Source organism: Mycobacterium sp. KBS0706 (genome assembly GCF_005938675.2).
In the GTDB taxonomy this organism is placed as follows: Bacteria; Pseudomonadota; Alphaproteobacteria; order DSM-16000; family Inquilinaceae; genus Inquilinus.
This window is the reverse complement of record NZ_VCCH02000021.1, coordinates 1-23,137: the sequence shown is the minus strand read 5'-3', so window position 1 is coordinate 23,137 and position 23,137 is coordinate 1. Positions and strand designations below refer to the sequence as shown.

Sequence of the window (23,137 nt, the reverse complement as noted above, 5' to 3'; positions counted from 1 at the left end):
CCGCCGCATCCGGTGCTGGATGCGGCGGCCGCGCTGTCTACTGGCCGGTGCGGAACCGGGTCCAGGTCCGCGTCCGCAGGCGTTCGTAGCTGGACGACGCCTCGGTGATCGCGAACAGCCGCTTCATCACGTCCTCCGGCGGGAAGATGCGCGGGTCGTTGGCGATGTCGGGATTCATCAGTTCCTTCGCGCCGAGCACCGCGTTGCCGTAGCCGACGAAATCGTCGATCCCGGCCATCACCTTCGGCTCGAGCAGGAAGTTGATGTAGGCGTAGGCATTGTCGACATGCGGCGCGTCCTTCGGGATCGCCGCCATGTCGAACCAGATCTGCGCCCCTTCCTTGGGGATGAAATAGTCGATGGTGACGCCGTTCTTCGCCTCATCGGCCCGGGTCTTGGCGATGTTGACGTCGCCCGACCAGCCGAGGGAGACGCAGACATTGCCGCCCGCCAGGTCGTTGATGTACTGCGACGAGTGCAGGTACTTCAGATAGGGGCGGACCTTCATCAGGGCGTCTTCGGCCTTCTTCAGATCCTCAGGCTTCTGGCTGTTGGGATCGAGACCGAGATAGTTCAGGACCGAGGGGATCACGTCGGTCGGGCTGTCCAGCATGGTGATGCCGCAATCGGCCAGCTTCTTGGCGTTCTCCGGGTCCAGGACCATGGCGATGCTGTCCGGCGGCGTGTCGCCCAGCCGTTTCTTCACCTGGTCGACATTGTAGCCGACGCCGACCGTGCCCCACTGGTAGATGATGGCGTGCTTGTTGCCCGGATCGGCGCTCTCGACCAGCTTCATCAGCGCCGGGTCGAGGTTCTTCCAGTTCGGGATCTTGGACTTGTCGAGCTCGAGATAGACCTTGGCCTTGATCTGGCGCGACAGGAAGGGCTGCGCCGTCGGGACGACGACGTCGTAGCCGGAATTGCCGGTCAGCAGCTTGGCTTCCAGCGCCTCGTTGCCGTCATAGGTGTCGTAGACGGTCTTGATGCCGGTGGCCTTGGTGAAGTCGGCCAGCGTGGTCTCGCCGATATAGTCCGACCAGTTGTAGATGTTGACGACCTTCTCCTGGGCCAGAGCCGGCGCTGCCACGGCGCACAGCGCGGCGGTCGCGAGAAGGCTTTGCACGAGACGCTTCATGTAACCATTCCCTGTCTGTGATCTGTTCGAGAACCCGTCGAGCCGGCTCCCCCTTCTGATTCAATGCAACTCGCCGCTGGGAAAACTGTCAATCGCGGCGATGGCGCGGTGCACAAAACGGGCTCGAACCGTCCTCCCTGTGCCCTGCGTCCGTGACATTTGCAACCCTGTCCTCAACGAAGAAGGGCGGCCGTATCACGACCGCCCTGCCCTTCACATCTTGCCGACGTCCCGCGCCGTGGCGTCGATCGCGAGCTTGGCCCGGCGGACCAGCTCGTCGACCTCGTCGCGCGAGATCACCAGCGGCGGCGACAGCACCATGGCGTCGCGCACCCCACGCATCACCAGGTCGTTGGCGAAGCAGTGGTTGCGGCACTGGGTGCCGACCGATCCATAGTTCGGGAAGCGCCGGCGGGTGGCCTTGTCCTGGACCAGCTCGATCGCCGCGATCAGGCCGACGCCGCGGACCTCGCCGACGATCGGATGGTCGGCGAAGGCCTCGCGCAGCCGGTCCTGGAAATACGGGCCGATATCGGTCCGGGTGCGGTCGACCAGCCCTTCCCGCTCCAGGATCCGGATGTTGGCCAGCGCCACGGCGCAGGCCACCGGGTGACCGGAATAGGTGAAGCCGTGATAGAACTCGCCGCCCTCCTCGATCAGCGTCTCCGCCACCCGGTCGCCGACCATGACGGCGGAGAGCGGCAAGTAGCCCGAGGTGATGCCCTTGGCCAGGGTCATCAGGTCCGGCTGGATGCCGAACAGGTCGGAGCCGAACCATTCGCCGGTGCGGCCGAAGCCGCAGATCACCTCGTCGGCGATCAGCAGCACGTCATGCTCGCGGCAGATGCGCTGCAGCTCGGGGAAGTAGCTGGCCGGCGGGATGATGACGCCGCCCGCGCCCTGGATCGGCTCGGCGATCACCGCGGCGACGCTGTCGGCGCCCAGCTCCTTGATCCGGTCCTCGACCGCCTTGGCGGCGAGCTTGCCGAAGGCCTCGGGCTCCAGGTCGCCGCCATTGTCGTACCAGTAGGGCGCCATGACGTGGTGGAAGCCGGGGAACGGCAGGTCGGCCTGGCGGTGCATCGCCCCCATGCCGCACAGCGACACGGCGGCCATGGTCGAGCCGTGATAGCCGTATTGCCGGCCGATGATCGCCTTCTTGCGGTGCTTGCCCTTCAGGTCCCAATAGTGCCGGACCATGCGGACGATGGTGTCGTTCGCCTCCGACCCGCTGTTGGCGTAGAAGACGCGGCTGAGGCCCGCGGGCGTGATCTCGGCCAGCTTGGCCGACAGCTCGGTCGCGGCCGGCGTCGTGGTCTTGAAGAAGGTGTTGTAGAACGGCAGTTCGAGCATCTGCTCATGGGCGACGTCGGCCAGCTCCTTGCGGCCGTAGCCGACATTGACGCACCACAGCCCGGCCATGCCGTCGATCATCTGGCGGCCTTCGGAATCCCAAAGCCAGACGCCCTCGGCGCGGGTGATGACGCGGCTGCCGCCTTCGCTGGCGAGCGACTTGTAGTCGGTGAACGGATGCAGGTGATGGGCGGTGTCCAGCGCCTTCCACTCGGCGGTGGTGCGGCTGGCGGCAAAGCTGTTCATGACGCGACCTCGCGTGAATCCGGACGAAAAAATGCGGAAACCGGGCCGCCTCCCCGCGGCCCCATAGCAAAGTCAGGCGCGCGGCGGGTTATAGCCGATCCGGGCGCACAGCAGCATCAGCTCCTGCTTGCGCGATTGGCGACTGCGATGGGGCCTTGGCCGTGTCATGGTGCCTTGAAGCATATCGCCACCGGCACGCGGCGTCACTAGCCGAGCGACTCGGGCCCGGCTAGCTGACCGGCGCGCTGCGGTCGAATACGGCCAGGATCGGACCGACCCGGATGCCCCAGCCGACCGACAGCCCGTCCGGCGCCGACAGGGCCGAGACCGAGCCGTCGAGATAGAGCGCGTTGCGGCAGCCCAGCGCGTCGCGGAACAGCCGGGCGAAGCTGCCGAAGCTGACCCCGTCGCGCGAGATGGCGAAGACCACGGTGTGGTCGTCGCGCAGGCCGATGCCGTTGCGGGTCTTGCGCGACGGGCCGTCGTCGCTGAACAGCGGGTGCAAGGCGCCGTCGATCACCAGCAGCGGGCCGGACTGGGTGGCGATGCCGGCGGCCGGGGCCTGGCGCAGATAGGCCCCGGTCTCCAGGATCCCGGCGCGCTCGCCGTCGGTGTAGAAGATGCCGTTCGGCTTCATGAAGAAGTTGCCGTCGCCATCCGCCTCATTGGCCGGATTCAGCTGCCGCCCGCCGGAGACGAAGAGGCCGACCGGCGACAGGTCCGGGTGGTACATGCCGGCATTCATCGCCACCAGCGGCGGATCGCCCGCCGCTGCCATCGCCCGCTTGAAGGCGTAGAGCGAGCCATAGGGCCGACCGTCGCGGTCCTGCCAGAACAGGCCGAGCCGATAGCGGCGCAGGTCGATCTCGCAGATCGTGTAGTCAACCGCCTCGAAGGACACCGGCCGGCACGGCTGGGCCGCGGCCGAGGCTTCCGGCGCCGGAGCTGCCTCGGCTGCCGGCGGCGCCGGCAGGGCGACTTCAGCAGGCTTGGGCGTGCTCACGGCCGCGCCGCAGGCGGCGGTCAGCAGCAGCGCGAGCATGGAGAAAAGTCTCGCCATGTGACGTCGATCATGGGGTCGGTGACATATCAGCTTCATACAGACCGCCTAGCCTGCCGCGCATTCGCATCATTCATGCCGGGGGATTCGCACCAAATGATGACATGGCTTCGCCTCGGGCTGATCGGCCTCGTGGTGGCCGGCGCGGGGACCGCGCAGGCCGCCGACCCGCTGACGGGCAAGGAATACAAGGTCCTGCTCGATCCGGCAAAGTTCCAGGCGCAGCCGGTCGCCACCGCCAACAGCTTCCTGTCCCAGCTGCGGACCAGGCTGACCGCCGCCGGCTTCGACCGCACCGTCGACGGCAGCTTCGCCGTCGATAAGGTCCGCACCGTCCGCTACTACGATTCGCCGGGCACCTGCCGGCTGAACAATCTCGGCTACAGCTTCCGCGAGCGGGTCGAGGGCACCGATCGCGAGATCAACCTGAAGTTCCGCTCCGACAGCCAGTCGACCGCGGCCAACACCGATGTCGGCGGCAGCCACGACGACGCCGAGACCAAGCTGGAGGCGGACATCACCCCGCCATTCAAATGGGTCTACTCGCACTCGACCACCGAGCCGCTGTCGGCGACCAAGAACCTGAACATCCTCGACGACGTGGTCGACCTGTTTCCGCCGACCGAGAACCTGAACCTGCCGAGCCAGGAGACGCTGGCGATCGTCGGCAACCTGTCGATCACCGAGCGCACCTATGACGGGCCGGAGAGCGACCTGGGCCAGCAGGACGCCGAGTTCGACCTGACCCTTTGGTACGCCAACGGGTCGTCGACCGTCGCCAGCGCCGAGGTGTCGTTCAAGGTCGAGGACAAGGACGGCGACTTCACCGACAAGGTCGACCAGCGCTCGAAGCTGATGTTCGACACCATCCGCGGCATGACCGGCTGGGTGTCGACCAACCCGACCACCAAGACCCAGTGGGTCTATCAGTACCAGCCGAACTTCTGCAACTGAGCCACGGCTGAGCGTCTCGGCGGGCCGGATGAACCGTCATCCGGCCCCTTTCGTATCGAATTGTGCAATGCAGCAACGCTGAGACAATTCGCGACAATCCCCGATCCGTCGCGACACAGTTCTGAGACAACCGGCCCGCACTCTGCGCTCCAGGCCATAGGGAGCTCGAGGCATGGGACGCCCGGTGATTCGGACGTTGGCGGGAGTTGTGGCGCTGGCCCTGGTCGGCGGGCTGGCCGTGCTGGGATGGCAGGCGTCGCGGAGCACCGCGGCGACGACGGCCCAGGCGGCCGCGCGGCCGGCCCCCAGCGTGATCGTGTCGCCGCCGCTGCTGCGGCGGGTGGTCGACCAGAGGGAATATGCCGGCCGCTTCGAGCCGACCGCGAGCGTGGAGATCCGCGCCCGGGTCTCGGGCTACCTGCAGTCGATCGGCTTCGAGGACGGCCAGATCGTGCAGGCCGGCCAGACCCTGTTCACCATCGATCCCCGCCCCTACCAGGCCGCGGTCGCCGAGGCCCAGGCCCAGCTGTCCAGCGCCCGGGCGCAGCGCGACCTCTCCGACCTGGAGCTGCGGCGGGCCGAGCAGCTGGCCGGCACCTCCGCCGTGTCGCGCTCCACGCTGGACCAGCGCCGGCAGCAGAAACAGGGTGCCGACGCCGCCTTCGAGCTGGCCCAGGCCGGGCTGACCCGGGCGCAGCTGGACCTGGATTTCACCGAGATCAAGGCGCCGATCAGCGGCCGCGTGTCGAACCGGCGGGTCGATGCCGGCAGCCTGGTGTCGGACACCGGCACGCTGCTGACCACCGTCGTCGCGCTCGACCCGATCTACTTCGTCTTCGACATGAGCGAGCGCGACTTCGTCGCCTATGAGCGGGCGGTGAAGTCGGGCGACCTGCGATCGATCCGGGACCGCGGCGTGCCGATCGAGGCGCGGCTGCAGGATGACGAGGGCTGGCCCTACCAGGGCACGATGAGCTTCGTCGACAACCGGCTTGAGAGCGGCGCCGGCACCATCCGCGCGCGCGCCGTGCTGGCCAATGCGGACCTGTTCATCACCCCCGGCCAGTTCGGCCGGCTGCGGCTGGCATCGTCCGGCGAGCGCGATGCGCTGCTGGTGCCGGAGACGGCGCTGCTGACCGACCAGGCCAGCCGCATCGTCCTGACCGTGGCCGAGGACGACACGCTGCGCGCCACGCCGGTGCGGCTGGGCGCCCGCCTGCCAGGCGGCCTGCGTGTGGTCGAGAGCGGGCTCAAGGCCGAGGACCGGGTGGTGATCAACGGCCTGCTGCGCGGCCGCGCCGGGCAGAAGGTGGTGCCGCAGGCCGGCGAGATCGCGCCGGCCGCCACGGCGATGGTCAACTGATCGTGCACCTGCCCCATCTCTGCATCGAGCGGCCGATCCTGGCGACGGTGCTGTCGGTGCTGATCGTCCTGATCGGCATCGCCGGTTATCTCACCTTGCCGCTGGCGCAGTATCCGGAGATCACGCCGCCCACCGTCGTCGTCCGCGCCCAGTATCCCGGCGCCTCGGCCGAGGTGATGAGCAGCACCGTCGCCGTGCCGATCGAGCAGGAGATCAACGGCGTCGAGAACATGCTCTACATGGCCTCGCAGGCCACCGGCGACGGCCAACTCGCCATCACCGTCACCTTCGCGCTCGGCACCGACCTCGACGAGGCGCAGGTGCTGGTGCAGAACCGGGTGGCGGTGGCCGAGCCGCGGCTGCCGGAGGAGGTCCGCCGCCTCGGCGTCACGGTGCGCAAATCGTCGCCGGACATTTTGATGGTGGTGCAGCTGTTTTCGCCGGACGGCTCGCGCTCGCCGCTTTACCTCTCGAACTACGCGACGCTGCGGATCCGCGACGCGCTGCTGCGGGTGAGCGGCGTCGGCGACGTCCGCATGCCCACCGCCCGCGACTACGCCATCCAGGTCTGGCTGGACCCGGACGCGGTCGCCGCCCGCAACCTGACGGCCGGCGAGGTGCTGGCGGCGCTGCGGGCCCAGAACGTGCAGGTCGCCGCCGGCGTGGTGAACGAGCCGCCGGTGTCGTCCGACGGCGCCTTCGAGCTGAATGTCGAGACGCTGGGGCGCCTGTCCGATCCGGCGGAGTTCGAGGACATCATCGTCAAGACCGACACCGACGGCCGCGTCACCCGGATCCGCGATGTCGCCCGGGTCGAGCTGACGGCGCAGAGCTTCCGCGGCGGCGCGCTGTTCGACGGCCGCGTCTCGCAGCCGATCCAGGTGTTCCAGCAGCCCGGCTCGAACGCGCTGGAGACGGCCGACCGCGTGGTCGCGGCGATGGCGCAGCTGGGCCGCAGCCTGCCGGCCGGCGTGGACTACGCCATCCCGTTCAACCCGACCCGGTTCATCGCCGAGTCGGTCGGCGAGGTCTACACGGCGATCCTGGAAGCACGGCGATCCTGGAAGCGATCGCGCTGGTGGTGCTGGTGGTGATCCTGTTCCTGCACAGCTCGCGGGCGGCGATCATCCCGATCCTGGCGATCCCGATCTCGCTGATCGGCACCTTCGCCGTGATGGCCGGCCTCGGCTATTCGCTGAACAACCTGTCGCTGCTCGGGCTGGTGCTGGCCATCGGCATCGTCGTCGACGACGCCATCGTGGTGGTCGAGAACGTGGAACGGCATTTGCGCGCCGGCCTGTCGCCGCGGGAGGCGGCGCACAGATCGATGGAGGAGATCAGCGGCGCGCTGATCGCCATCGCCCTGGTGCTGTGCGCGGTGTTCGTGCCGGCGGCGATGATGTCCGGCATCTCCGGCCGATTCTTCCGCCAGTTCGCCGTGACCATCGCCGCGGCCACCGCGATCTCAGCCTTCGTGTCGCTGACGTTGAGCCCGGCGCTGTGCGCCCTGCTGCTGCGGCCGCATGGCGAGCACCCGACCCGGCCCCGCAATCTCCTGCTGCGTGGCCTGGTCGCCGGCGCGCACGGCTTCAATGCCGGCTTCGACCGGATCTCACTGGGCTATGGCGGGCTGACCCGGCGGCTGCTGCGAGTCGGCCCGCTGGTGCTGGTCGCCTATGGCGGGCTGCTGGGCCTGACCGGCTGGCAGTTCAGCCAGGCGCCGACCGGCTTCATCCCGGTGATGGACCAGGGCTATTTCCTGACCGCGGTGCAGCTGCCGCCCGGCGCGGCCCTGGCCCGCACCGATTCGGCGATGAAGGCCGTCTCCGACCGGCTGGACGCGACCCCGGGCGTGGCCCACACGGTCGCGATCGCCGGGCTGGACGGCGCCACCTTCACCAACGCGTCGAACAGCGGCGTGGTCTTCGCCATCCTCGATCCCTATGAGGCGCGGGCGGCACGCGGCCAGACCGTCGACCGGATCATCGCCGACCTGACCGCGCGCCTGGCCGACGTGCCGGAGGCGCGGGTGGTGCCGATCAAGCCGCCCTCGGTCCGCGGCATGGGCAACACCGGCGGCTTCAAGCTGATGGTCGAGGACCTCGCCGGCGGCACGCCGGAGGAGCTGGAGGCGGCGGTGCGCCAGGTCGTCATCGCAGCCGGCCAGTTGCCCGAATTCGCCAATGTGTTCAGCCCGTTCAACACGGCGACGCCGAAGCTGTACGCCGACATCGACCGGGTGAAGGCGGAGATGCTGGGCGTGCCCGCATCCCGGGTGTTCGAGACGCTCGAGATCTATCTCGGCTCGGCCTATGTCAACGACTTCAACCTGCTGGGCCGCACCTTCCAGGTCCGGGCGCAGGCCGACGCCCGGTTCCGCCAGGACCCGGCGGCGCTGGAGGGGCTGAAGACCCGCAGCGACGCCGGCGCCATGGTGCCGCTGGGCTCGGTCGCGACCTTCGAGGAGCGGGCCGGCGCCTACCGCATCCCGCGCTACAACCTGTACCCGGCGGCCGAGGTCCAGGGCGCCGCCGCGGCCGGCGTGTCGACCGGCACCGCGCTGGACCGGATGGAGCGGATCGCCGCGGAGGCCCTGCCCGAGGGCTACGGCTTCGAATGGACCGAGGTGGCGCTGCAGGAGCGGCTGGCCGGCACCAGCGCGCTCCCGGTCTTCGCGGCCTCGGCGGTGTTCGTCTTCCTGCTGCTGGCGGCGCTGTACGAGAGCTGGACCCTGCCCCTGTCGGTGGTGCTGATCGTGCCGATGTGCCTGCTGGCGGCGCTGACCGGCCTGCTGGCCTCGGCGATGGACGTCAACATCCTGGCGCAGATCGGCTTCGTGGTGCTGATCGGCCTGGCCGCCAAGAACGCGATCCTGATCGTCGAGTTCGCGCGCCAGGCCGAGGCGGCGGGTGCCGACCGCGCGGCAGCCGCGATCGAGGCGGCGCGGGTGCGGCTGCGGCCGATCGTGATGACCTCACTGGCCTTCATCCTGGGCGTGGTGCCGCTGGTGCTGGCCACCGGCGCCGGGGCGGAGATGCGCCAATCGCTGGGCGTGGTGGTGTTCTTCGGCATGATCGGCGTCACCACCTTCGGCCTGATCTTCACCCCCGCCTTCTACGTCGCCTGCCGCGGGCTGGAGCACGTGGCCGGACGCCTCGGCCGACCCGCCGCCCCGTCCCCGTCGCTGCAGGAGCGTGCCGAATGAGCACGGAGGTGATGACCACCGCCACGCCCCGGGCTGCCACCGGCCGTTACAGTGCCACGGCGCAATGGCTGCACTGGATCTCGGCGGCGCTGATGCTGGCCGTGCTGGTGCTGGCCTGGGTGATGGAGAGCCTGCCGAACGGTGACGCCTCGCGCGCCACCATCGTCATGCTGCACAAATCGGTCGGGCTGACGATCCTGGCCCTGACCGCCGTGCGGCTGGTGTGGCGGGCGATCCATCCACCGTCGCCCGCGGCCCGATGGGCGGCGTGGGAGGCGATGGCCGCCACGGCGAGCCACTGGCTGCTGTACCTCGTCCTGCTGGCGATGCCGATCAGCGGCTATCTCATGTCGGCCGGCCGCGGCCGCACCATCCCGTATTTCGGCCTGTTCGAGGTGCCGCTGCTGACCCCGGCAACCGAGGCGATCTGGTGGATCGGCGCCAACGTGCACGCGGTGGGACACTGGGCGCTCTACGGCCTCGTCGGGCTACACGTCGCCGCTTCGGTCTGGCATGTTGCCATCCGCCGCGACGGTACGTTGGACCGCATGCTGCCCGAGCAGACCGGGCCATGACTTAGGCGCTCACACCGCGGCCTTTGATATTTAGTCTTCGACCCTTTTTCCGTCATGGCGAGGCGCGGAGCGCCGTGGCCGTCCAGCGGCCAGTGCGAGCCGCCCTGGATGGCCACGCCCCTTTTGGGCTCGCCATGACGGCTCAATGTTTCAGGCTGTTGTTCTCAGGATCCGTAACGACGCTGCGCCTCGATGGCGAGGCCGACCCCGACGGCGCCGAAGCTGTCCCCCTCCACCACCCGGGCGGCCGGCGCCTCGGCCAGCGCCGCTGCGCGGAAGGCCGGCAGCAGGGCCGAGCCGCCGGTCAGGAACACGGCGTCCAGCCGGTCCGGGGTGAGGCCGGCCGCCTGGATGCAGCGCCGGATCAGTGCCGACAGCCGGCCGACGGCGTCGCCGATCGCCGCATCCAGCACCGCCCGGCCAGCCCGCAGCCCGAGCTTGGGCTCGACCAGGCGCAGGTCGATCACGGTCGGATCCTGGCTGCCGAGCGCGATCTTCGCCGCCTCGACCCGCAGCGCCAGGCTGTGGCCGAGATTGCCCTCCAGCACCCGCAGCAGCCGGTCGAACTTCTCCGGAGCGCGCGATTCGCGGCGCACGTCGCGGACCTCCGCCACCACCTTGGGGGCATAGAGGGCGTTGATCCGGCTCCAGGTTGCCAGCATGTGGAAGTAGCGGCTGGGCGCCACCGCGCCCTGGCGCTTCATCTTCGTGCCCAAGCCCAGCGCCGGCATCACCGTGGCCAGGCTGAACAGCCGGTCGACATCGGTGCCGCCCAGCCGGATGCCGTCATTCGCCAGGATGTCGGCCGCCCGCTCCGGCAGCGCCCGGCGCTGCGGCCCCAGCCGGACGATCGAGATGTCGGAGGTGCCGCCGCCGATGTCGACGATCAGCGCCACCTCCTCCCGGTCCAGCCCTGCCTCGTAGGTGCGGGCGGCGGCGATCGGTTCGTATTCGAACGACACCTCGGAGAAGCCGGCCTCGCGCGCGATGCCCTGCAGCGTGTCCTGGGCGGCACGGTCGCCGGCGGGGTCGTCATCGACGAAATGCACCGGCCGGCCGTGCACCACCCGCTCCAGGGCATGGCCACAGGCGGCCTCGGCGCGCGCCTTCATCTCGGCCAGGAAGATCGCGATCACCTGCTTGAAGCCGATGCGCTCGCGCCCGACCCAGGTGTCCTCCTCGATCAACGGCGTGCCGAGCACCGACTTGATCGAACGCATCAGGCGGCCGTCCAGGCTCTCGACATAGGAGTCGATGGCCGAACGCCCGAAGCGCGGCGCGCCGCCGACCAGGTCGAACCAGATGGCGCTGGGCAGCGCAGTCGCCGCATCCTCGAGCGGCAGCAGCCGCGCGCCCTGCGTATCGACGATGCCGAGGGTCGAGTTCGAGGTGCCGAAATCCAGGCCGCAGACCGCCATCTCCGCCTCCGCCGCACAACGCCGAAAGGCCCCGGATCCGGTCGGACGGGGCTGTGAAAGGGCGGCGCTTTTAGCGCATGTGGGGAGCGAGGGGAAGAGGCCGCGGCCGGGTCACGCCGCCGCAGCCCCCGGCAGCCCGAACGCCTTCGCCACCAGCTCATAGCTGCGCAGCCGGGCGGCGTGGTCGTGGATCATGCTGGTGATCATCACCTCGCTGGCTGCGGTCTCGCCCGCCAGCCGCTCGATCTCGGCCTTCACCGTCTCCGGCGTGCCGACGATCTGGTTGCGGCGCGAATTCTCGGCCACGCGCTTTTCCTCCGCCGTGTAGGGGTAGGACAGCGCCTCCTCCGGGCTCGGCAGCAGGCCCGGGCGGTTGGTGCGCAGGCGCACCCAGGACAGCTGGTGCGGCGCCGCCAGCCGCTCCGCCTCCGCCGCATCCTCGGCGCAATAGACCGAGACGGTCAGGATCGAGTGCGGGGCCCGCATCGCCGGCGAGGGCTGGAAGTTGGCGCGGTACAGATGCATCGCCGGCATCGTGTATTGCGGGCTGAAATGATGGGCGAAGGCGAAGCCGCACCCGATCCGGGCGGCGAAGCGGGCGCCGAACTCGCTGGAGCCCAGCATCCAGACCGGCGGCAGCGGCACGTCGTCCGGTACCGCATGGACATTGCGGAAAGCATGGTCCGCCGGGAAGGTGCCGTCGGCGAAGGCGCGCAGCTCGGCATATTGCTCGGGGAAATCGTTGGCGACGACGGCCTCCTGCGACCGGCGCATCGCCAGCGCCGTCAGCTGGTCCGAGCCCGGAGCCCGGCCGAGGCCGAGGTCGATCCGGCCCGGATGCAGCGATTCCAGCATCTTGAAGGCCTCGACCACCCGCAGTGGCGCGTGGTTGGGCAGCATCACTCCGCCGGAGCCGACGCGGATGCGCTCGGTCACCTGGGCCACATGGCCGATCAGCACCTCCGGCGCGGTCGAGGCGACGCCGGGGATCGAGTGGTGCTCGGCCACCCAGTAGCGGGTGAAGCCCAGCCGATCGGTCAGCCGGGCGAGATCGAGCGAGTTGCGGACGGCCTGGCCGGGCTGGGAGCCGGAGGCGATCGGCGCGAGGTCGAGGACCGAGAGGGGCAATGTCATATCCTGAACTTTGGCAGACGCGGCCTTGGTTCAAGGCGCGAGGCGATCCGGCACGGCTGCGCCGGCCGCATGGCGGTCATCCGCCGCAGACGCCGGACGGCCATGGACAGCCGCGAGACTCGGGTCGGCGGAGAGTCCCGAATTCCATCTTTACGCGCCCTCCGGCTAGGACAGCCGCCGCATTGGAACCGGAGGAGCGACAGAGATGAAGTCCGAACATGCCCCTCGCCGCGCGATCATCCGCGACTGGATGGCGCTGCCGCCCGAGCAGCGGCAATCGCCGGAACAGGCCGCCGCCTTCGCGGCTCGGACGGCCGCGGCGCGCGACTTCCGCTGCGCCGGCGACCGGCCGGCCCGGATCCTGGCCTGGCTGCAGCCTCGCACCGGCCGGCCCTGATCCGACCGGCCTAAGCCGCGCTCTCGTGCCGGATCCAGTCGAGATACGCGGCGTCGCCGGCCTCGACCCGCAGCGCCGTGATGCAGGGCAGCTCATAGGGGTGCAGCTCGCGCACCCGGGCGGACAAGGCGGTGAAGCGGTCGGCGCGGGTCTTGGCGATCAGCACCGCCTCCGCCGCCTCCTCCACCCTGCCCTGCCAGCGGTAGATCGACCGCATGCCGGGCAGGATGTTGACGCCGGCGGCCAGCCGCTCCTCGACCAGGGCCCGGCCGATGCGGGCGGCATCGGCCTCCGAGGGGACGGTGACATAGGCGAAGACGATGGCCATGGCCTCCTCCGCGTCAGGCGGTTGCGCGGCGCGCCGCCACACCCGGGGCGACCGCGCAGAGCAGCTCGAACATCAGGGTCGCCCCGGTCACGGCGGTCAGGCCCGACGGGTCGAAGGGCGGCGCCACCTCGACCAGATCGGCCCCGATCAGGTCCAGCCCGGCCAGGCGCCGCACCATCCGCTGGGCCTCGCGTGTGGTGATGCCGCCGATCTCCGGCGTGCCGGTGCCCGGCGCCATCGAGGGGTCGAGGGCGTCGATGTCGAAAGTCGCATAGGCAGGCCCGGCGCCGAGGATCTCCAGCGCCTCGTCCATCACATGGTCGGGGCCGCGGCGGTCGAACTCCTCGATGAAGATCATGCGGATGCCGCAGGCCTTGGCGAAATCGTAGTTGCCGGCATCGGAGATCGAGCCGCGGAGCCCGATCTGGACCATCCGCTTCGGGTCGACCAGCCCCTCCTCGATCGCCCGGCGGAACGGCGTGCCGTGGTTGTAGGGATTGCCGAAGAAGCTGTCATACGTGTCGGAATGGGCGTCGAACTGGATCAGCCCGACCGGGGCGCCAGCAGCGATGCCGCGCAGGATCGGCAGCGACACCAGATGGTCGCCGCCGGCCGAGACCGGCACCGCGCCAGCCCGGCGCAGACCCGCGTAGAAGGCCTCGATCGACTCCAGCGACTTGGCCAGGCTGATCGGGTCGACCGGCGCGTCGCCGCAATCGCCGACCCGCACCAGGTCGTAGGGCGAGACGCCGGTGGCGTGGTGCACGCGGCGCATCAGGCTGGACTGGTTGCGCAGCTCGCGCGGGCCGTGCCGCGCCCCGGCGCGGTTGGTAACGCCGCCGTCGAACGGCACGCCGACCAGGGCGATGTCGACCTCGGCGGGCGTCGTCACCGGCAGGCGCATGAAGGTCGGGATGCCGGCGAAGCGCGGCACCTGGCCGGAATCCACCGGCTCGAACTTGCCCACCAAGGCCACCTCCCGATCATCCCCGCCCGCCCCCACGGAGCGGGCGATCCGGCTCAGACGTTCAGCAGCAGGTTCTCGCGTTCCCAGGAGCTGATGACGCGGTGATAGGCGTCGTACTCCTTGTTCTTCACCCACCACACCGCGTCGACCAGCTTCTCGCCCAGCACCTCGCGCAACGGCCGCGAGGCGGAGAACTTGTTGAGGCTGTCATAGAGGTGGCGCGGCAGGGTGAAGGCCAGGCGCTTGGCCGAGCCCTCGACCGGGTTCGACGGCTGCATCTCGTTGACGATGCCGAGATAGCCGCAGGCCAGCGAGGCCGCGAACATCAGATAGGGGTTGCAGTCGGCGCCGGCGACCCGGTTCTCGACCCGCTTGGCCTGCGGCTCGTCGATCGGCACGCGGAAGCCGACGGTGCGGTTGTCCATGCCCCAATGGACATTGATGGGCGCGTCGCTCTCGGGGTCGAGTCGGCGGTAGGAGTTCACGTTCGGCGCGAACAGCGGCATCGCCGCCGGCACGAATTTCTGCAGGCCGGCGATGTAGGACAGGAACAGGTCGCTGTTCTCGCCGTCCTCGGTGGCGAACAGGTTCCGGCCGGTCTTGGCGTCGTTGACGCTCTGGTGCAGATGCATGGCGCTGCCGGGCTCGTTCTGCAGCGGCTTGGCCATGAAGGTGGCGTAGACGTCGTGGCGCATCGCCGTCTCGCGCACCGTGCGCTTGAAGATCAGCACCTGGTCGGCGAGTTCGAGCGGGTCGCCATGGTTGAAGTTGATCTCGATCTGCGCCGCCCCGGCCTCATGCGCCAGGGTGTCGACGTCGAGGCCCATCGCCTCGCAATGATCATAGATCTCCTCGAAGATCGGGTCGAATTCGTTGACCGCGTCGATGCCGTAGGACTGGCGCCCGGTCTCCGGCCGGCCGGACCGGCCGACCGGCGGCTCCAGCGGGTAGTCGGGGTCGATGTTCTTCTTGACCAGGTAGAATTCGAGCTCGGGCGCCACCAGCGGCTTCCAGCCCTTCGCCTCGTACAGCTTCAGCACCCGCCGCAGCACATGACGGCAGGACAGCTCGCAGGGGCTGCCGTCGACATATTCCGCGTCGCAGATCACCTGCGCCGTCGGCTCCTCGTACCAGGGCACGATGCGGATCGTCTCGCGGTCCGGCACCATGTAGATGTCGATGTCGGCAGCGTTGGTGACGTCGTCGTCGGGGTAATCCCCGGTCACCGTCTGCATGAAGATCGATTCCGGGATCCGCATCCCGCGGGTCTTCAGGCCCTTGATGAACTTGTCGTCGGGCAGGATCTTGCCCCGGGCGATCCCGTTGATGTCCGGGACCAGGCACTCGACTTCGGTCACGCCATGGTCGTGAATGAAGTCCACCATCTTTTGCATAAAATCCGGTCAGCCCCTTTAGGCGGACCCCGCTTCTCGTTTCAGCCGGGTCACCATAGCCGAGCCCCCCGGGGGGTTGGGAAGGGGGATCAGCCGTCCGTCCCAGGTTCGCACCCGTCGACGAGGGGATAAAGGGTTCTACCGTTTGCCCGGCGCGCGGGTGGTGAGCATGTCTCCGATTGCAGGGCCATGCGCGATCGTGCCGTTTTGGCCGCGCCGGTAACGGACGCCGACCTTGCACGCTTTGGGAGCCATCCCCCAGACCCAGCCGATAAGGCCACGGCCGGTATCGTGGGGCGAATAGAGCGGCATATTGTGGCGCAGACCGTCGTTCTCGCCGAGGTCGAGCGTGCACATGACTGTTCCTCGGCCATCCTCCTCGTCGGCCAGGACGGGGTCGTCGATATGGATGATCGTGGCGACCAGCGGCTCGACATGGATCAGCGCCTGCAGCGCACGCGGCAGGTCTTCGAACGGGGGCGCTGCGCGACCGTCGCTCGGCTCCGCCGTGAAAGCGTCGTCCAACGACACGCGTTGGAAATAATATTCGCTTCGCCCCATCACGTCCCGCCCGCCGATCGCGGTTGCAACATCCTCCAGCTCCTCGGCACGCAGCAGCAAGGTCACGCCGCCCGAGCGCATCACGACCAACTTGCTGTCATTGGCGTCGCTGCCGGTCGAATCCCTTCGCAAGGCGATGCCGAGCACGACGACCTCGTCGCCCCCGGCACCGTGCGAGATCTCGTAAGAGCCGGTGTAGGACCGCACCTCGATCCGCTCGAACGTCTGGTGATGGATGCGCCAGAACAGCAGGTGGTATTGGCCGTCCGGCTGGAGCGCCAACAGGCGGTGCCAGTCGATATAGGACGAGAGATAGAGCCCGCAGAGGCCACCGCCCGGCACGATGTCCGTGAACATGGCGCGATGCGTGGCCGGCAGCGCTTCGGCGACGGTCTTCGGCTTGTCGGCTTTCGGCTCGGGCAGATCGACCGCGTCGCGCAGACGCCTGTGCATCTCGAGCGCATCGACCTTCGCCAGCTTCAGCATCTGCATCGTCAGCAGCATCCGGTCGGCCTCATAGACCTCGCCCGGCGCCAACGGTCCGCATTCCTCCCGCGCGACCTGCGCCATTCTCGGCGGAATTAGGGTATCGAGCGGCTTCCGATCGCACAGGAACCGGTTGAAGAAATCGTCGAGGCTCCAGGTCAGCACGTCCATGGTCTTCGACACCGGGTCGAAACCAACCACATCCTCGTCCGTGGCGGTCAGCTTCCGGTAATACAGAAGGATGCCGAACGGAGTCACCGCGATCGGGATGCGCTGCACGGCGTCCGGCGGCGAGACGATCCAGCGGTCGAGCACGGCCTGCCATTGCCGCGGGTCGATCAGGGCGAGCTGGCGATCTCCGTAGAGGCCCAGCCCCTTCCTGCGCCACAACTCGAGCAAGCTGGCGGGAAGCCTGCCCTGATATGCGGCAACGAGGTCCTCGGAAGCCGACGCGACGTGCCGCGAGGGCGGATGCGCCCTGACGAAGCGGCGAAGAGCGATCCGGCGGAACATGAGAAGGAGGCGGCGAAACATCGGGCGAGCATGGCCTGCCGTCCGAGTCCTGCGCAAGGCTTGCCCCTCCCTCCCAGGGAACCGACTCGGTTCGCCTTGACACTTCCAGGCCGGCTGCGAGGATGGGCGCTTCGTGGCAACAATTGCGTGACCAAATGCATGAACGCACACCGAACGACATCGTAAGGAATTTCCGCGCGCAATTTCCTGACATCACCCACATCGACGCCCTGGTCTGCGACATGTGCGGCGTCCTGCGCGGCAAGAAAGTCCCCGTCACCGCGCTGGAAAAGATCTTCCGCGACGGCCTGACCTTCCCCGGCTCCCTCTTCGCCACCGACATCACCGGCGAAACGGTCGAGGAGACCGGCCTCGGCTTCGCCGATGGCGACGCGGACCGCGACTGCTTCCCCGTCCCCCACACGCTCGATCCGGTGCCGTGGCTGTCGCGCCCGACCGGCCAGGTGCTGCTGGCGATGCAGGATCTCGACGGATCCCCCTTCTTCGCCGATCCGCGCACCGTCCTGGCCAATGTCGTGCAGCGCCTGCGGGACGACGGGCTGCACCCGGTGGTGGCGGTCGAACTCGAGTTCTACCTGGTCGACCGCAAGCGCGGCGAGGACGGGCGGCCGCGGCCGCCGGTGTCGCCGATCAGCGGCAAGCGGCAGGACACCACCCAGGTGTACGGCATCGACGAGCTGTACGACTTCAACGACCTGCTGCACGAGATCTACGACACCTGCGTGGCGCAGGGCATCCCGGTCGACAGCCTGGTCTCGGAATACGCCCCCGGGCAGTACGAGATCAATCTGCGCCATGTCGACGACCCGCTGGAGGCCTGCGACGATGCCGTGCTGTTCAAGCGCGTGGTCAAGTCGGTCGCGGCCAAGCACGGGGTCGAGGCCACCTTCATGGCCAAGCCCTATCCGGACCAGGCCGGCAGCGGCTTCCACATCCATATGAGCCTGCTGGACGCGGCCGGCGCGAGCCTGTTCGCCGCGGAGGACCCGCACGGCACGCCGATGCTGCGCCACGCCATCGGCGGCCTCGGCGCCACCATGGCCGAGGGCATGGCGGTGTTCGCCCAGAACCAGAACGCCTTCCGCCGGTTCCAACCGAACTCATACGTGCCGCACGCTCCGACCTGGGCCGCCAACAACCGCAGCGTGTCGCTGCGCATCCCGCCGGGCAAGCCGAAGGACCGCCGGGTCGAGCACCGCGTCGCCGGTGCCGACAGCAACCCCTATCTGGTGGTCGCGGCGGTGCTGGCCGGGGCGCATCACGGGATCAGGCGGCAGATCGATCCGGGCCCGCCGATCTCTGGCAACGCCTATGACAAGATCGAGCCGACCCTGACCTCGTCCTGGATCGTGGCGCTGGAGCAGCTCGACGGCTCGGCCTTCTTCAACGAGTATTTCGGCCGCCGCTTCCTCGACATCTATCTGGCCCTGAAATGGGCCGAGCGCGACAAGTTCTTCTCCCAGATCAGCCAACTCGAATACGACTGGTACCTGAGCAAGGTCTAGGCCCGGCTGCGGCGCTCCTGGCCGGCTGCGTCCACTGCCGGCCTGGACCGCCGTTTCGGCGCATCCGGCGGCGGGGCGACGGCCGGCTCGGCCGCGCGGCGCTGCCGCTTGGCCTTGCGGTCGTGCACATAGATCTCGAGCAGCTCGACCAGACGCTCCTGATTGCCGGAGGTCATCTCCGCACGGGTGGCGAAGGCCAGCTCCCGCGCGTCATGCTCGCCGAGCTGGGTGACCGAATACTTCTTCTGGCGGCGCACCCCGTCCTGAGTCCAATAGGCCGTCCAGAAAGCGGACGTCCCGCCGGGACGGACATAGCGCGCGACCCCCGGGATCCCGTGCGGCGTGTTCCGGCGCGGCAGCAGCCGCGTCCGCAGCGATCGGATCTCCTGATGATCGGCCAGATGCTCCAGCGCGAAGGCCTCGGCGGCGGCCTTCGCCTTCTTCGAGGAGCCGCCATGAGCCAGGTCAGAGAAGAATTTGCGTGTGTGCTTGCCGGCAACCGAATACCGCACGAGCCAACCGAGCATTCGCTTGGCGGGGTTGTCAATTCGGCTCACGCGCATCGAGATCTCCTTGTTGGCCATAGGGATACTGACACAGCGCGCACCGCTTTTGCAGCAGTTGTCGAGGCATTAACCATTTGTATGATTCCGGCGGTGCGGCAGTCGCCGCCCGGACGGGACTCCCGGCCGGAATCCTTCGAGGAGAAGCGAATGCTGGAGCTGCGCCCGAGCTGCGAATGCTGCGACAAGGACCTGCCGCCCGAGTCGCGGGAGGCAATGATCTGCAGCTTCGAATGCACCTTCTGCGCGAGCTGCGCCGGGACGGTGCTGGGCGGCCGCTGCCCGAACTGCGGCGGTGGCTTTGCCCCGCGCCCGGTCCGGCCGCCGGCGGCGTTGGCCCGCCACCCCGCCTCGACCACGCGGGTGTTCAAGCCGCAGGGGTGCCGGCCGGCCGCCGCCGGCTGAGTCGAACCCGACGCCCCCAGCCCAGATCGGCGCGCGGCGTCGCTAGGCCGAGGCGCGCGACGGCGACTCCGGCGCGGCGCGGCGCCGCAGTTCCTGCTTCGCGGCGTAGAGCCGGGCATCGGCCACGGCGGATAGCCGGTGCTCATCCTCGGCATCTCCGGGCACGAAAGCCCAGCCGATGCTGGCGCCGACCGATACGGTGCCGGTGCCCACCGCGATCGGAACGGCCAGGGCCGCCCCGATCCGGCCGGCGAGGGCCTCGATCTCATCGGCTCTCAGCTCGCCGCCGATCACGGCGAATTCGTCGCCGCCGACCCGCGCCACCACCATGCCCGCGGGCAGAACCTCGGTCAGGCGCTGCGACAGGGTGCGCAGCACGGTGTCGCCGGCCAGGTGACCATGCCCGTCATTCACCGCCTTGAAGCCGTCGAGATCGACCACCATGAGCACCGCGCCCGCCGACCGGCTGCGATAATCCGCCATCCGGTCGCGCAGCGCGGCATCGAGCGCGTGCCGGTTCGCGAGCCCGGTCAGCGCGTCGTGATTGGCCATGTACTCGATCTTCTGCTCCAGCGCCTTGCGGGCCGAGACGTCCATGAAGGAACCGACCACGCGCAGCGGCCGCCCTTCGGCGTCATGCTCGACCGCCCGCCCCCGTGCCAGCAGCCAGATCCAGCCGCCATCCGGTCCCGGCCAGCGGTATTCGACGATGCAGCCCGAGGACCGCCCGGCCAGATGCTCCTCCAGCGCCGTCGTCGCCTGCTCCCGGTCGTCCGGATGGACCCGGCGCAGCCAGTCGTCGAGCGGCCGGCGCGGCGCCTCCTCGCTCCTGGCCGCGAGCGAGATGGCGTCGAGGATGGAGAGCTGGCGGGACGCCACCTCCAGGTCCCAGATGCCGTCATGGGTCCCCTCGAAGGCCAGGGCCAGGCGATTCTCGCTTTCGGCCAGCCGCCGCTCGATCCGCCGGCGCGTCGCCATGATGCTGGCGACCAGGACGGCGGCCAGGGAGATCAGGGCGACGGAGAGGCGGACGGACAACAGGATCCGCAGCGGATCCTCGGCCAGCGTCTGCGACGGCAGCCGGTCGAGGCCGAGGCCGAGGGCGGCGAAGATCCACAGCCCGGCCAGCGCGGCCAGCACCGTGGTGGCGAAGATGCCGGCCCGCATCGCCGACCAGATCAGGGGCAGCAGCAGGTATCCGGTGGTGCCGATCCCCCCGGTGGCCACGCCCAGCGCCGCCATCAGGACCAGCAGGGCCAGGGGCCCCGCCAGCTCCGGCGCATCCAGGCGGATCATGCGCGAGAGCCAGCCGGACGGCCATGGCCGCGACGGCAGGGTCATCGCCAGCGGAAGCACCGCCGCCAGGGCGGCGATCTCCGACATCCACCAGGTCCCGATGTTCAGCAGGATCGCCGAGTCGCCGAGCAGGGCGAAGCCGAGCGCCGAGACGACGCCGCCGGCCAGGGCCGAGACGATGCAGGCGCCCCCCACGCGCAGCACCGCGGAGGGATGGTCGAGCTCCCTGTCCTCCGGCCCCAGCGGCGCCAGCAGGAGCAGCCCGGCGGTGATCTCGGCGAGGTTGGACAGCAGCAGCACCGCCGCGAGATCGATGCTGCGCAGGTTGTACAGGTCGGCGGCGACGAAGGCGACGGCCACCCCGGCCCAGCAGAGCGGGTGCTGACGGCCGGGACGGCGCAGGAACCAGGCGATCAGGGCACCGTTCGCCGGCCAGAACAGGGCGAGCGGTTCCAGCCCCTTCGTGGCGATGCCGAGCATCGCCAGGACGAAGGTCAGGACCGTCGCCTCCACCACCTCGCGTATCTGCATGCGCACCGGCAAGGGCTACCCCGGGGTCACGGCTTATGGTCCTATTTTTACCCTTCGATCCGGCCGGGACAAGCGAACAGCCGTCCGGGCAGCCCTGGGCTGCGGTCATGCGGGCAGGACATGACGGACCGGGCGTCTGCCCGGCTGGCCGCCCCGGCCCGGCGCAGGTTATTGAAGGCGCCATCCGAGGCCAGCAAAATCGTGTCATGCAACCAGCCCGCCCGGGGGGCCATGTCCGCTCCTGGTATGCCGCCACCGCCAATCGCGACCTGCGCTTCCCCGCGCTGGACGGGGACCTGCGCTGCCAGGTGCTGGTGGTCGGCGGCGGCTATACCGGCCTCTGCACCGCGATCGAACTGAGGGAGCGCGGCCTCGACGTGGTGCTGGTCGAGGCCCAGCGGGTCGGCTGGGGTGCCTCCGGCCGCAACGGCGGCCAGGCGGTGACCGGCTTCAACAAGGACATCAGCGCCATCGCCGGCTGGGTCGGCCGCGACGACGCCCGCAAGCTGTGGGACATGTCGGAGGAGGCCAAGACGATCCTGCGGCAGCGGGTCGAGCAGTACGGCATCGACTGCGACCTGCGCTGGGGCTATGTGCTGGGCGCGCTGAAGCGCCGGCACATGGAGGAGCTGGAGGCCCATCTCGCCGAATGGGACGGGCTCGGCTACCACCACGGCCGGATACTGTCGCGGGCCGAGGTCCGGGCGCTGGTCGATGCCCCCGGCTATGTCGGCGGCCTGCTCGACAGCGGCAGCGGCCAGCTGCATCCGCTGAACTACGCGCTCGGCCTGGCCGAAGCCGCGCGCTCGCTCGGCGTGCGGATCTTCGAGGACACGCCGATCACCCGGCTGGACCAGGCCAGCCCCGCGGTGGCGGAGACGCCGACGGGGCGGATCACCGCCGATTTCGTGGCGCTCTGCGGCAATGCCTACCTGCCGGCGCTGTCGGCCGAGGTCGACCGCACCATCCGCTCGCGAGTCATGCCGGTCGGCACCTACATCATCGCCACCGAGCCGCTGGGCGAGGAGCTGGCGCAGCAGACCGTGCCGTCCGGCTTCGCGGTCGCCGACATCAACTTCGTGCTGAACTACTACCGGCTGAGCCACGACTCCCGGATGCTGTTCGGCGGCGGTGTCAGCTATTCCGGCTACGAGCCGCGGCGCCTGGCCGAGACCATGCGGCGGACCATGGCACGCACCCTGCCCGGCCTGGCCGACAAGAAGATCGAGTTCTGCTGGGGCGGCCATGTCGGCATCACCCTGAACCGCACGCCCCATTTCGGCCGGCTGGCGCCGCATATCTTCTTCGCCCAGGGCTTCTCCGGCCACGGCGTGCTGCTGACCGGCATGGCCGGGCGAGTGATGGCCGAAGCGATCCGCGGCCAGGCCGACCGCTTCGACGTCTTCGCCCGGATCCCGCATCAGCCCTTCCCGGGCGGAAGGCTGCTGCGCATGCCGGCGCTGGTGCTGGCGATGGCCTGGTACCGGCTGCGCGACCTGCTTTAATACGCGGCGGCCCATTGCCGCAGCAGCTCCCGCTCGGTCGCCCGCGCCCGGCCGAGCCAGCGCCGGGCCGGCTGCGACACGGCGAGGACATAGGGATCGGTCGCGGCATCGGCCGCGGCGCGCTGCGCCTCGTCGACGACGAAGATGGCGAAGCCGAGCTGCCGGCCGCTGTTGGCCGACAGGTAGCCGGCCAGGCCGCGGACATAGCCCATGGTGCCGGTC

The 23,137-nt window shown here is 69.3% G+C and carries 21 protein-coding genes; 9 read left to right on the top strand and 12 right to left on the bottom strand.

The genetic code is table 11. The features are described 5' to 3' along the window. Positions 1–37 precede the first annotated feature (37 nt). From FFK22_RS13715 to FFK22_RS13705, 3 genes are all read right to left on the bottom strand, one after another. Positions 38–1,135 carry a polyamine ABC transporter substrate-binding protein gene (locus FFK22_RS13715; protein ID WP_138891086.1) on the bottom strand — a complete coding sequence of 366 codons (1,098 nt, stop codon included), beginning with the start codon at positions 1,133–1,135 and terminating at the stop codon, positions 38–40. A gap of 213 nt (positions 1,136–1,348) precedes the next feature. Further along, positions 1,349–2,734: an aspartate aminotransferase family protein gene (locus tag FFK22_RS13710; RefSeq protein WP_138891085.1), complete on the bottom strand. Its 1,386-nt coding sequence runs from the start codon at positions 2,732–2,734 to the stop codon at positions 1,349–1,351. A gap of 229 nt (positions 2,735–2,963) precedes the next feature. Beyond that, the gene (locus FFK22_RS13705; protein WP_138891084.1) at positions 2,964–3,776 is read right to left on the bottom strand and encodes a phosphodiester glycosidase family protein; all 813 of its coding nucleotides are present in this window, start codon (positions 3,774–3,776) and stop codon (positions 2,964–2,966) included. 114 nt (positions 3,777–3,890) lie between these two features. Here FFK22_RS13705 and FFK22_RS13700 point away from each other — a divergent pair, with 114 nt between their 5' ends. From FFK22_RS13700 to FFK22_RS13685, 5 genes are all read left to right on the top strand, one after another. Beyond that, positions 3,891–4,748 carry a hypothetical protein gene (locus tag FFK22_RS13700; protein WP_138891083.1) on the top strand — a complete coding sequence of 286 codons (858 nt, stop codon included), beginning with the start codon at positions 3,891–3,893 and terminating at the stop codon, positions 4,746–4,748. A 172-nt stretch (positions 4,749–4,920) separates the two neighbouring features. Further along, the gene (locus FFK22_RS13695; RefSeq protein WP_138891082.1) at positions 4,921–6,111 is read left to right on the top strand and encodes an efflux RND transporter periplasmic adaptor subunit; all 1,191 of its coding nucleotides are present in this window, start codon (positions 4,921–4,923) and stop codon (positions 6,109–6,111) included. A gap of 2 nt (positions 6,112–6,113) precedes the next feature. Beyond that, entirely contained in the window at positions 6,114–7,205 is a 1,092-nt protein-coding gene (locus FFK22_RS43830; protein WP_221938581.1) for an efflux RND transporter permease subunit, read from the top strand. Then, positions 7,190–9,316 carry an efflux RND transporter permease subunit gene (locus FFK22_RS13690; RefSeq protein WP_221938580.1) on the top strand — a complete coding sequence of 709 codons (2,127 nt, stop codon included), beginning with the start codon at positions 7,190–7,192 and terminating at the stop codon, positions 9,314–9,316. The genes FFK22_RS43830 and FFK22_RS13690 overlap by 16 nt, the downstream gene beginning before the upstream one ends. Further along, complete coding sequence (locus tag FFK22_RS13685) at positions 9,313–9,891, top strand: cytochrome b (protein ID WP_138891081.1); 579 nt, start codon at positions 9,313–9,315, stop codon at positions 9,889–9,891. Before FFK22_RS13690 ends, FFK22_RS13685 begins: the two co-directional genes overlap by 4 nt. A 164-nt stretch (positions 9,892–10,055) precedes the next feature. On the opposite strand, the gene FFK22_RS13680 is transcribed toward FFK22_RS13685, so the two are convergent. After that, positions 10,056–11,309, bottom strand: a complete 1,254-nt coding sequence (locus FFK22_RS13680; protein WP_138891080.1) for an Hsp70 family protein — start codon at positions 11,307–11,309, stop codon at positions 10,056–10,058. Positions 11,310–11,420: 111 nt separating this feature from the next. After that, positions 11,421–12,437: an LLM class flavin-dependent oxidoreductase gene (locus tag FFK22_RS13675; protein WP_221938579.1), complete on the bottom strand. Its 1,017-nt coding sequence runs from the start codon at positions 12,435–12,437 to the stop codon at positions 11,421–11,423. A gap of 211 nt (positions 12,438–12,648) precedes the next feature. Here FFK22_RS13675 and FFK22_RS13670 point away from each other — a divergent pair, with 211 nt between their 5' ends. Further along, positions 12,649–12,840: a hypothetical protein gene (locus FFK22_RS13670; protein ID WP_138891078.1), complete on the top strand. Its 192-nt coding sequence runs from the start codon at positions 12,649–12,651 to the stop codon at positions 12,838–12,840. 10 nt (positions 12,841–12,850) lie between these two features. On the opposite strand, the gene cutA is transcribed toward FFK22_RS13670, so the two are convergent. The 4 genes from cutA to FFK22_RS13650 all read right to left on the bottom strand — a co-directional run bounded on the left by cutA (position 12,851) and on the right by FFK22_RS13650 (position 17,110). Further along, complete coding sequence (gene cutA, locus FFK22_RS13665; protein ID WP_138891077.1) at positions 12,851–13,168, bottom strand: divalent-cation tolerance protein CutA; 318 nt, start codon at positions 13,166–13,168, stop codon at positions 12,851–12,853. 13 nt (positions 13,169–13,181) lie between these two features. Further along, positions 13,182–14,135: an agmatinase gene (gene speB, locus FFK22_RS13660; RefSeq protein WP_221938578.1), complete on the bottom strand. Its 954-nt coding sequence runs from the start codon at positions 14,133–14,135 to the stop codon at positions 13,182–13,184. 53 nt (positions 14,136–14,188) lie between these two features. Then, the gene (locus FFK22_RS13655) at positions 14,189–15,520 is read right to left on the bottom strand and encodes a glutamine synthetase family protein (RefSeq protein WP_221938577.1); all 1,332 of its coding nucleotides are present in this window, start codon (positions 15,518–15,520) and stop codon (positions 14,189–14,191) included. Positions 15,521–15,667: 147 nt separating this feature from the next. Continuing rightward, positions 15,668–17,110, bottom strand: a complete 1,443-nt coding sequence (locus FFK22_RS13650; RefSeq protein WP_138891074.1) for a GAD-like domain-containing protein — start codon at positions 17,108–17,110, stop codon at positions 15,668–15,670. Positions 17,111–17,244: 134 nt separating this feature from the next. Here FFK22_RS13650 and FFK22_RS13645 point away from each other — a divergent pair, with 134 nt between their 5' ends. Then, positions 17,245–18,615: a glutamine synthetase family protein gene (locus tag FFK22_RS13645; RefSeq protein ID WP_138891073.1), complete on the top strand. Its 1,371-nt coding sequence runs from the start codon at positions 17,245–17,247 to the stop codon at positions 18,613–18,615. Here the strand turns inward: FFK22_RS13645 and FFK22_RS13640 are convergent. Then, positions 18,612–19,178: an AP2 domain-containing protein gene (locus FFK22_RS13640; RefSeq protein WP_186002455.1), complete on the bottom strand. Its 567-nt coding sequence runs from the start codon at positions 19,176–19,178 to the stop codon at positions 18,612–18,614. The genes FFK22_RS13645 and FFK22_RS13640 overlap by 4 nt on opposite strands. A gap of 150 nt (positions 19,179–19,328) precedes the next feature. On the opposite strand from FFK22_RS13640, the gene FFK22_RS13635 reads away from it, so the two are divergent. Then, a complete protein-coding gene (locus FFK22_RS13635) occupies positions 19,329–19,583 on the top strand; it encodes a DUF1272 domain-containing protein (protein ID WP_138891071.1) in 255 nt (84 codons plus the stop codon). Between the two features lie 42 nt (positions 19,584–19,625). Here the strand turns inward: FFK22_RS13635 and FFK22_RS13630 are convergent, their stop codons facing one another. After that, positions 19,626–21,410 carry a diguanylate cyclase domain-containing protein gene (locus tag FFK22_RS13630; protein ID WP_138891070.1) on the bottom strand — a complete coding sequence of 595 codons (1,785 nt, stop codon included), beginning with the start codon at positions 21,408–21,410 and terminating at the stop codon, positions 19,626–19,628. Positions 21,411–21,616: 206 nt separating this feature from the next. Between FFK22_RS13630 and FFK22_RS13625 the strand changes: the two genes are divergently transcribed. Then, a complete protein-coding gene (locus tag FFK22_RS13625) occupies positions 21,617–22,915 on the top strand; it encodes an FAD-binding oxidoreductase (RefSeq protein ID WP_138891069.1) in 1,299 nt (432 codons plus the stop codon). On the opposite strand, the gene FFK22_RS42940 is transcribed toward FFK22_RS13625, so the two are convergent. Continuing rightward, the coding region (locus FFK22_RS42940) for a D-alanyl-D-alanine carboxypeptidase (RefSeq protein WP_221938576.1) at positions 22,912–23,137 on the bottom strand (226 nt) is incomplete at its 5' end. The two genes, FFK22_RS13625 and FFK22_RS42940, sit on opposite strands and share 4 nt — an antisense overlap.

Bases quoted from the DNA above. Each gene is read 5' to 3' on its own strand.
- FFK22_RS13635 (WP_138891071.1), top strand. From the start codon at position 19,329: ATGCTGGAGCTGCGCCCGAGCTGCGAATGCTGCGACAAGGACCTGCCG.
- FFK22_RS13670 (WP_138891078.1), top strand. From the start codon at position 12,649: ATGAAGTCCGAACATGCCCCTCGCCGCGCGATCATCCGCGACTGGATG.
- FFK22_RS13705 (WP_138891084.1), bottom strand. From the start codon at position 3,776: ATGCTCGCGCTGCTGCTGACCGCCGCCTGCGGCGCGGCCGTGAGCACG.
- FFK22_RS13715 (WP_138891086.1), bottom strand. From the start codon at position 1,135: ATGAAGCGTCTCGTGCAAAGCCTTCTCGCGACCGCCGCGCTGTGCGCC.
- FFK22_RS13710 (WP_138891085.1), bottom strand. From the start codon at position 2,734: ATGAACAGCTTTGCCGCCAGCCGCACCACCGCCGAGTGGAAGGCGCTG.
- FFK22_RS13640 (WP_186002455.1), bottom strand. From the start codon at position 19,178: ATGCGCGTGAGCCGAATTGACAACCCCGCCAAGCGAATGCTCGGTTGG.
- FFK22_RS13645 (WP_138891073.1), top strand. From the start codon at position 17,245: ATGCATGAACGCACACCGAACGACATCGTAAGGAATTTCCGCGCGCAA.
- FFK22_RS13655 (WP_221938577.1), bottom strand. From the start codon at position 15,520: ATGGTGGACTTCATTCACGACCATGGCGTGACCGAAGTCGAGTGCCTG.
- FFK22_RS13685 (WP_138891081.1), top strand. From the start codon at position 9,313: ATGAGCACGGAGGTGATGACCACCGCCACGCCCCGGGCTGCCACCGGC.
- FFK22_RS13650 (WP_138891074.1), bottom strand. From the start codon at position 17,110: ATGTTTCGCCGCCTCCTTCTCATGTTCCGCCGGATCGCTCTTCGCCGC.
- FFK22_RS13680 (WP_138891080.1), bottom strand. From the start codon at position 11,309: ATGGCGGTCTGCGGCCTGGATTTCGGCACCTCGAACTCGACCCTCGGC.
- FFK22_RS13625 (WP_138891069.1), top strand. From the start codon at position 21,617: ATGCAACCAGCCCGCCCGGGGGGCCATGTCCGCTCCTGGTATGCCGCC.
- FFK22_RS13700 (WP_138891083.1), top strand. From the start codon at position 3,891: ATGATGACATGGCTTCGCCTCGGGCTGATCGGCCTCGTGGTGGCCGGC.
- cutA (WP_138891077.1), bottom strand. From the start codon at position 13,168: ATGGCCATCGTCTTCGCCTATGTCACCGTCCCCTCGGAGGCCGATGCC.
- FFK22_RS13630 (WP_138891070.1), bottom strand. From the start codon at position 21,410: ATGCAGATACGCGAGGTGGTGGAGGCGACGGTCCTGACCTTCGTCCTG.
- FFK22_RS13695 (WP_138891082.1), top strand. From the start codon at position 4,921: ATGGGACGCCCGGTGATTCGGACGTTGGCGGGAGTTGTGGCGCTGGCC.